Raw genomic sequence first — 7,823 nt, 5'->3', positions numbered from 1 at the left:
CGCCTTCCTTATGCATATCGATGAAAATCTCGCCGACACCGCCGTCATCATACTCGCCGGTGCGCAAATAAACCTTATGCCCGCCGACAACGGCTTTTTGCGTATAACCCTTGCGCCGGGTCGGCAGTTTCTTGCGCTCCGATACGATGCGCTCAACGATCCGCTCAGCAATCACATTGCTCGCCGCCGCGGGGGAGGCTTGAACCTCTTCCTTGACCTCGTCAAGATCGTCCTCATCGAAGGTGAGGGCGGAGAGCGGCTGGCTCAGTTTGGAGCCATCGCGATAAAGCGCATTCGCCTTGAGCCCGAGCTTCCAGGAGAGGAGATAGGCGTCCTTGCAATCCTCAACCGTCGCGGCATTCGCCATATTGATGGTTTTCGAGATTGCGCCGGAAATAAACGGCTGCGCCGCCGCCATCATCTTGATATGGCTATCGACAGAGAGCATCCGCTTGCCGATCCGGCCACACGGGTTGGCACAATCGAAGACGGAAAGATGCGCGTCTTTGAGGTGAGGGGCGCCTTCCAGCGTCATCGCCCCGCAGCAATAGGTATTCGCCGCCTCAATCTCTTTCTTCGTGAAGCCAAGATGCGATAGCATGTCGAAGCTGTAGTCGTTGAGCTGTGCGTCCGAAATGCCCAGCACGTCGCGACAGAATTCTTCACCCAGAGAAAACTTATTGAACACAAATTTGATATCGAAGCTGGCGCCCAGTTCTGATTCGATCCGAACGAGTGTCTCGGCCGTGAAACCCTTTTCCATCAAAACCTGATGATTGACACCCGGCGCCTCTTCGAGGGTGCCATGCCCGACCGCGTAATCGATGATATCCTTAACCTGGGCCTTGTTATAGCCGAGGTGATCCAATGCCTCGGGCACCGTGCGGTTGATGATCTTGAAATAACCGCCGCCGGCGAGCTTCTTGAACTTGACGATGGCGAAATCGGGCTCAATCCCGGTGGTGTCGCAATCCATGACAAGGCCAATCGTGCCGGTCGGCGCAATCACGGAAACTTGCGCATTGCGATAGCCGTGGGCCTTGCCAAGCTCAAGCGCAGCATCCCAGGCATTCTTGGCGGCTTCTGTCAGGCCCGGCTCCGGGCAGTTGATCGCATCGAGCGGGACCGGAATAACCGAGAGGCCTTCATACCCGTCGCTTAAGCCATAGGCCGCATTGCGATGATTGCGGATGACGCGCAGCATATTCTTCGCGTTTTTCTTGTATCCGGGGAAAGCACCGAGTTCTTCGGCCATTTCCGCGCTCGTCTTATAGGCAACGCCGGTCATGACCGCCGTAATCGCGCCGCAAAGCGCGCGGCCTTCATCCGAATCATAAGAAAGGCCCTGCGCCATCAGAAGCCCGCCGATATTGGCATAGCCAAGCCCAAGGGTGCGGAACTTGTAGCTGAGCTCGGCGATTTCCTCGGACGGGAACTGCGCCATAAGGACGGATATTTCGAGCGTGACCGTCCAGATTCGCACTGCATGCTCGAACGCCTCGACATCGAAGCTCTTGTCCGCGCGACGGAAGGTCATCAGGTTGAGGGAGGCAAGATTACAGGCCGTATCATCAAGGAACATATATTCCGAGCAAGGGTTCGACGCATTGATCCGGCCATCTTCGGGGCAGGTGTGCCAGTCGTTGATGGTCGTATCATATTGCAGGCCCGGATCGGCGGACTGCCACGCGCTCTCGCCGATCTGTTCCCACAGATCGCGTGCCTTGACGGTCTTCGCAACCTTACCATCGGTCCGGCGGATCAGGTTCCAGTCACCATCCTTCAACACCGCCTCGATAAAGCCATCGGTGACGCGGACAGAGTTATTCGAGTTCTGCCCCGATACCGTGAGGTAGGCATCCGAATCCCAATCCGTGTCATAGGTCGGGAAGTCAATTTCGGTGTAGCCCTGCTTCGCGAACTGGATCACCCGCTGGACATAGTTTTCGGGCACCATGGCCTTGCGGGCGCCGATGATCGCCTTTTTAAGCGCCACATTCTCCGCCGGGATAAAGGCCTCATCACCCTTGATTTCATGGCAGGCCTTGATGACATTATTCAGGTGGATGTTGCACAGCTTCGATCCGGATACGAGAGAGGCAACCTTCTGCTCCTCCACCGCTTTCCAGCCGATATACTCTTCAATATCGGGATGATCGATATCGAGCGTGACCATCTTTGCCGCGCGCCGCGTTGTGCCGCCGGACTTGATGGCACCCGCCGCGCGATCGCCGATTTTGAGGAAGCTCATCAGGCCGGAGGATTTCCCGCCGCCGGAGAGGCTTTCGCCCGCGCTCCGAAGATTGGAGAAATTAGTACCGGTGCCGGAGCCATATTTGAAGAGCCGCGCCTCGCGGACCCAGAGGTCCATGATCCCACCTTCATTGACCAGATCGTCATCAACGGACTGGATGAAGCAGGCATGGGGCTGCGGATGCTCATAGGAATTCACGGATTTCTTCAGCTTGCCGGTCTTGAAATCAACATAGGAATGCCCTTGCGCCGGTCCTTCAATACCGTAGGCCCAGTGCAGACCGGTATTGAACCACTGCGGAGAGTTCGGCGCGCTCATCTGGCAGGCAAGCATATAGCGCATCTCGTCGAAATAGGCGCGGGCATCGTCCTCGCCGTCGAAATAGCCGCCTTGCCAGCCCCAATAGGTCCAGGTCCCGGCGAGCCGATCGAACACTTCGGTGGAGGACGTTTCGCCAATATAGCGCTCTTCTTCCGGCAGCTTTTCAAGCGCCTTCTTGTCGGCCGTTTGCCGCCACAGCCATTCCGGTACGTTTTTTTCAGATACCGGTTTCAGGCGGGCAGGGACGCCGGCTTTGCGGAAATATTTCTGGGCAATGATATCGCAGGCGACCTGTGACCAGGCGGCGGGAACATCAATCCCTTCAAGCTTGAAGACAACGGACCCGTCCGGATTACGTATTTCACTGGTGGTTTGCCTGAATTTAACGCTCGCGTAAGGGGATGAATCTTTCTTTGTAAACCGTCGCTCAATACGCATCTCATACCTTCCATTTACCAGATCATTTTCGCTTTTAAACAAGGGGGAATTTGGTAAAAAACGTTGGAAAACGCAGGGACGGCAACGGGTCCCTCATTTCCAATTCCTACTATATATAGTAGGCAAATCCCCCTCGTGGCATAGGATCATGTCGAGCAGGCCTAGCCAAGTCAACAGCAAAAATACTACATCTTGTGTCTAAAATTTTATCTATATGCGAGATGCGCGAAATATGGCGGTTTCGTTACAAAGGCGGCAGAATTATAGTTAACAAAAAATTGAACAGGTTGCGCAAAAGCAACAATGGATACTGATGTCAGCCTGTCACGGGGTGAATCAGCGACTATCCAGATGGCAAGACTCCCACCCTGATGATAAAAAGTTAGACTGGACGAAAGGGCCCCACAATGCCATATTCCGGGCCAATACCTATGTTCCTATTCTGTGAGAAGATTTAGATGGCGACGATTGGCACAAGGCTGTTTACATGGTGGCACGGCGAGCAGGTTGGCGAAGACCAGTTCGGCAACCACTATTACCGGGAAAAAGGCAGGCCGACGGGCCCCACCGGGCGGGAACGCCGCTGGGTCGTGTACAAGGGCAAGCCGGAAGCCTCAAAAGTGCCGCCCGCCTGGCATATCTGGCTGCATTACACGACGGACAACCTTCCCGATCAGCAGGAACTTGTGAATGCCGGCTGGCAGGAAGAGCATCTGCCCAACCTCACCGGAACGGAGTTTGCCTATCATCCGGATGGATCGATTGTGAAGGGCGGCACACGTCAGAAGAACAGCGGCGACTATGAAGCCTGGAAGCCATAGAATAAAAAGACGAGCTCCTTGCGCCAGTGTTTCGCGCAAGCGGAGGAGGATTAGATGAGCAGTAATATTGTGGAAACCGTCATTGGCGCCGTGGTTCTGGCGTTTGCGACAATTTTCCTTGTCTTTGCCTACCGCACGGCGGATGTAAACACGGGGAGCGGCGGGATCAACCTCTCGGCGTCCTTTGATAATGTGGATGGGCTCAGTGTCGGCAGTGATGTCCGGATGAGCGGGATCAAGGTCGGTGCCGTGACATCTCAAACTCTCGATCCGAAGAACTACCGCGCCGTTTTGAAAATCAGCCTCGATGAGAGTATTGATCTCCCCGATGACAGCTCCGCCAAGATCACGTCGAGCAGCCTTCTGGGCAATAATTATCTGCAGCTGACGCCGGGTGGCTCGGAAGACATGCTGAAAGACGGCGGCACCATTTCCTATACCCAAGGGGCTGTTAATATTCAGGACCTGATCGCCCAGGCGATTTTCAGTAGCAGTAGCAGCAGCGGCGACAAGAAGAAATAACCCTATGCTCTCTTACCTTGCTTGCGTGACCTGACGATGTTATCGCGCGTCTTTTTTCATTGCCTCCGGCAGTTTACGGTCCTGTCGCTCCTCGGTTTTACCGCGATAGCCGCGATGCCCCTGGTCGCTGTTGCGGCTGAACTTCCGAAGGGGGAGGGAGAAGAAAATCCCGGAGGCGATATCGTCGTCCTTCGCGCCCTCGACAAAGTGACGGCGCGCACCAAGGATCTCTTTGTGCCCATCGATGAAACCGCTATTTTCGGCAGCCTTGCCGTCCGGCCGCGCAAATGCCTGAAGCGCCCACCGGAAGAAACGCCCGAAACCTCCGCCTTTCTCGAAATCTCCGAAATTCACGAAGGGGGAGACAATCTCCCGCTCTTTACCGGCTGGATGTTTGCCTCAAGCCCGGCGATCAACGCACTGGAGCATCCGGTCTATGATGTCTGGGTGATCGACTGCAAGATGTCAGAGCCCGTGACGCCCTCTCCCAAGGAATAAAAATCCCCCTCGCTTTGCAGGGCCCGTTTTAAACGGGTCAGATATTCCATCCGGCTGATCTCTTTTGCACCGAATGTGGCGAGATGCGGGGTGATGAATTGCGCATCCAGCAAGGTGTATCCGCCCCGGATCAGCCGCGCCACCAGATAGACAAGCGCGATCTTGCTGGCGTCAGTTACCCGGGTGAACATGCTTTCGCCGCAAAAAACACTCTCGAAAGCGAGGCCATAAAGGCCGCCCGCGAGTTCGTCGCCGTCCCAGCATTCCACGCTATGGGCATAGCCCATGTCATGCAGTTCGCAATACCGTTCGAGAATGATATCGTTGATCCAGGTATCGCCGCCATCCGCGCGCGGCAAGGCGCATTCCTGCATAACCCGTTGAAACGCCGTGTCCACGGTCACCGTGAACGGCATTTTGCGAATGGTCCGGGCCAGTCGCTTCGGCACATGAAAGGCATCGAGCGGGAAAATCCCACGCCGTTCGGGCTCTACCCAGTAAAGATCGGGGTCCTCCGCGCTATCGGCCATCGGGAAAACCCCGATGCGATAGGCGGCAAGAATGGTCTCAGCGGTAAGCGCGGTCATCTCGTCTGCGCATTAGCGCGAGGCAATGAACTTTTCCAGCCAGTGGATATCATAATGGCCGTCACGGAACTCCGGATTATGGATAATTTCCTGATGCAGCGGCAAAGTCGTCCTGATCCCGCTCACGACAAATTCCTCAAGCGCACGATTAAGACGGAGAAGGCATTCCTCCCGACTGCCCGCATGAATGATCAGCTTGGCGATCAGGCTGTCGTAATAAGGCGGGATATTATAGCCGGTATAAAGCGCACTATCGACCCGAACCCCCAAACCACCCGGGACATGAAACTCCGTCACCGGGCCGGGGCTCGCGGCAAAGGTATGCGGGTCTTCCGCCGTCACGCGGCATTCGATCGCATGGCCGGAGAATTTAATATCTTCCTGCTTGAGATCAAGTGGATAGCCCGCCGCCACATTGATCTGCGCCTGAACGAGATCAAGCCCGGTAATCATTTCGGTGACCGGATGTTCCACCTGCAGGCGGGTATTCATCTCGATGAAATAAAATTCGTCATTCTCGAACAGGAACTCGATGGTGCCGACGCCTTCATAGCGCATATCACGAATGGCATCGGAAACCGTCTTGCCGATCCGGGAGCGAAGCTCTTCGGTGATGGCCGGTGAAGGGCTTTCTTCAAGCGCCTTCTGATGCCGCCGCTGGAGGGAACAATCGCGCTCTCCCAGATGCACCACATTGCCCTTGCCATCGGCCAGTATCTGTATTTCGATATGGCGCGGGCCACTCAAATATTTCTCCATATAGACCGCGTCGTTACCGAAAGCGAGCTTGGACTCCGAGCGGGCAGAGGAAAAGGCTTCTGACAGCGCGGCCTTGTTCACCGCCACCTTCATCCCGCGGCCACCGCCACCGGCAGAGGCCTTGATGATCACGGGATAGCCCATTTTGTCGGCTTCGGCTTCCGCATCGGCGAGGGTTTCCACCTCACCGTCCGATCCCGGCACGCAAGGAACGCCGAGCTTGCGCATGGTTTCCTTGGCGGTGATCTTGTCGCCCATCATGCGGATATGATCGGCGGAGGGGCCGATGAACTTGATCCCGTGGGCCGTGACAATATCGACAAATTTTGCATTCTCGGACAAAAAGCCATAGCCCGGATGAATGGCGTCCGCGTTGGTGACTTCCGCCGCCGCGATGATGGAGGGGATATTCAGATAGCTCTCGGCCGAGCTAGGCGGGCCGATACAGACACTTTCGTCGGCGAGACGGACATGCATGGCGTCCGCATCGGCGGAGGAATGCACCGCCACCGTCTTGATACCCATTTCGCGGCAAGCGCGATGGATACGGAGGGCAATTTCACCGCGATTGGCAATCAGGATTTTTTCAAACATCAAACGTTCCGCCGGTTATTCTAAAATCACAAGCGGCTGGCCATATTCACACGGCTCTTCATTGGCGACCAGAATCTCGACGACCTTACCCGCTTTCGGGGCACCAATCGGGTTCATGGTTTTCATTGCCTCGACAATAAGGAGGGTCTGTCCTTCCGTGACCATGTCGCCCGGGCGCACAAACGGTGCCGCAGTAGGCTCAGGCGAGAGATAAACCGTGCCGACCATCGGTGATTTCACGGCGCCGGGATGCGCCGCCGCGTCAGCAGCGGGAGCGACCGGGGCAGGGGCCGCGGGCGCAGCAGCAGGCACAATGGCCTGGACGGTCTCCACTCCGGCGGAGGAAGACCCACGCGAAACCCGCAAGCGATGATCGCCGGTTTCAATCTCGATCTCGCCAAGACCGGTTTCGTTCATGATCTCGGCCAGTTCCCGGATCGCCTTTTTATCGATATTGAGTTTATTCATAATGTCCAAGTCTCGGTTACTTTAATCAATCAGGTCGGCAAGCGCGTCGAGGGCCAGCACATAGCCTTTTGCCCCAAATCCGCAGATAACACCAGCGGCAACGGGCGAAATATAGCTGTGATGGCGAAATTCTTCACGCGAAAAAACATTTGAGAGGTGAACCTCGATGGTCGGCACGCCGGTTGCCTTGATGGCATCCTGAAGGGCGACAGAGGTATGGGTATAGGCCGCGGCGTTCAGGATAATGCCGCCATGTTTCCCGGCGGCCCCCTGAATGGCATCCACCAGTTCACCCTCGTTATTGCTCTGGAAAAAATCGATTTCGATACCGATCTTCTCGCCATGGGCACGGGTTCCGGCCTCGATATCCTTCAGCGTCACGGCGCCATAAATCTCCGGCTCACGTGTGCCCAGAAGGTTCAAATTCGGACCGTTGATAATAATGACTGACTTACTCATACATCTCCCCGCAACTAGGTTTGCGCATCGACCACCGGCCAAACTGCCCCCTTATACAGAAGTCTCGCGCGAGTTTAAAGCAATCGTGAAAATTAGTCGATG

Annotated in this window: 8 protein-coding genes; 3 read left to right on the top strand and 5 right to left on the bottom strand. The window is 55.8% G+C overall.

From position 1 onward, the window contains the following. The coding region (locus P1U71_RS17225) for a vitamin B12-dependent ribonucleotide reductase (RefSeq protein ID WP_301106909.1) at positions 1–3,013 on the bottom strand (3,013 nt) is incomplete at its 3' end. A gap of 458 nt (positions 3,014–3,471) precedes the next feature. Here P1U71_RS17225 and P1U71_RS17220 point away from each other — a divergent pair. The 3 genes from P1U71_RS17220 to P1U71_RS17210 are packed head-to-tail and all read left to right on the top strand — an operon-like array spanning position 3,472 to position 4,854. Next, complete coding sequence (locus P1U71_RS17220) at positions 3,472–3,834, top strand: NADH:ubiquinone oxidoreductase subunit NDUFA12 (RefSeq protein WP_301106908.1); 363 nt, start codon at positions 3,472–3,474, stop codon at positions 3,832–3,834. A 54-nt stretch (positions 3,835–3,888) separates the two neighbouring features. Further along, positions 3,889–4,356, top strand: a complete 468-nt coding sequence (gene mlaD / locus P1U71_RS17215; RefSeq protein ID WP_301106907.1) for an outer membrane lipid asymmetry maintenance protein MlaD — start codon at positions 3,889–3,891, stop codon at positions 4,354–4,356. A 36-nt stretch (positions 4,357–4,392) separates the two neighbouring features. Further along, positions 4,393–4,854 (top strand): DUF2155 domain-containing protein, encoded by a 462-nt coding sequence (locus tag P1U71_RS17210; RefSeq protein ID WP_301106906.1) that lies wholly within the window; start codon positions 4,393–4,395, stop codon positions 4,852–4,854. Here the strand turns inward: P1U71_RS17210 and aat are convergent. The 4 genes from aat to aroQ are packed head-to-tail and all read right to left on the bottom strand — an operon-like array spanning position 4,791 to position 7,721. Further along, entirely contained in the window at positions 4,791–5,441 is a 651-nt protein-coding gene (gene aat, locus P1U71_RS17205; protein WP_301106905.1) for a leucyl/phenylalanyl-tRNA--protein transferase, read from the bottom strand. The genes P1U71_RS17210 and aat overlap by 64 nt on opposite strands. A 12-nt stretch (positions 5,442–5,453) precedes the next feature. After that, positions 5,454–6,794, bottom strand: coding sequence for an acetyl-CoA carboxylase biotin carboxylase subunit (gene accC / locus P1U71_RS17200; RefSeq protein ID WP_301106904.1), 1,341 nt, complete (start codon positions 6,792–6,794; stop codon positions 5,454–5,456). A gap of 15 nt (positions 6,795–6,809) precedes the next feature. Beyond that, on the bottom strand, positions 6,810–7,262 hold the full coding sequence (gene accB, locus P1U71_RS17195) for an acetyl-CoA carboxylase biotin carboxyl carrier protein (protein WP_301106903.1): 453 nt from the start codon (positions 7,260–7,262) through the stop codon (positions 6,810–6,812). A gap of 21 nt (positions 7,263–7,283) precedes the next feature. Continuing rightward, complete coding sequence (aroQ, locus tag P1U71_RS17190; RefSeq protein ID WP_301106902.1) at positions 7,284–7,721, bottom strand: type II 3-dehydroquinate dehydratase; 438 nt, start codon at positions 7,719–7,721, stop codon at positions 7,284–7,286. Positions 7,722–7,823: the final 102 nt, after the last annotated feature.

The organism is Sneathiella sp., from assembly GCF_029233945.1.
GTDB lineage: Bacteria > Pseudomonadota > Alphaproteobacteria > Sneathiellales > Sneathiellaceae > Sneathiella.
Note: the sequence above shows the minus strand (reverse complement) of the source record. Positions and strands in the feature narration are given on the sequence as shown.

Excerpts from the sequence above, each read along its gene's own strand:
- P1U71_RS17220 (WP_301106908.1), top strand. The coding sequence starts at position 3,472 with ATGGCGACGATTGGCACAAGGCTGTTTACATGGTGGCACGGCGAGCAG.
- aroQ (WP_301106902.1), bottom strand. The coding sequence starts at position 7,721 with ATGAGTAAGTCAGTCATTATTATCAACGGTCCGAATTTGAACCTTCTG.
- P1U71_RS17210 (WP_301106906.1), top strand. The coding sequence starts at position 4,393 with ATGTTATCGCGCGTCTTTTTTCATTGCCTCCGGCAGTTTACGGTCCTG.
- accC (WP_301106904.1), bottom strand. The coding sequence starts at position 6,794 with ATGTTTGAAAAAATCCTGATTGCCAATCGCGGTGAAATTGCCCTCCGT.
- mlaD (WP_301106907.1), top strand. The coding sequence starts at position 3,889 with ATGAGCAGTAATATTGTGGAAACCGTCATTGGCGCCGTGGTTCTGGCG.
- accB (WP_301106903.1), bottom strand. The coding sequence starts at position 7,262 with ATGAATAAACTCAATATCGATAAAAAGGCGATCCGGGAACTGGCCGAG.
- aat (WP_301106905.1), bottom strand. The coding sequence starts at position 5,441 with ATGACCGCGCTTACCGCTGAGACCATTCTTGCCGCCTATCGCATCGGG.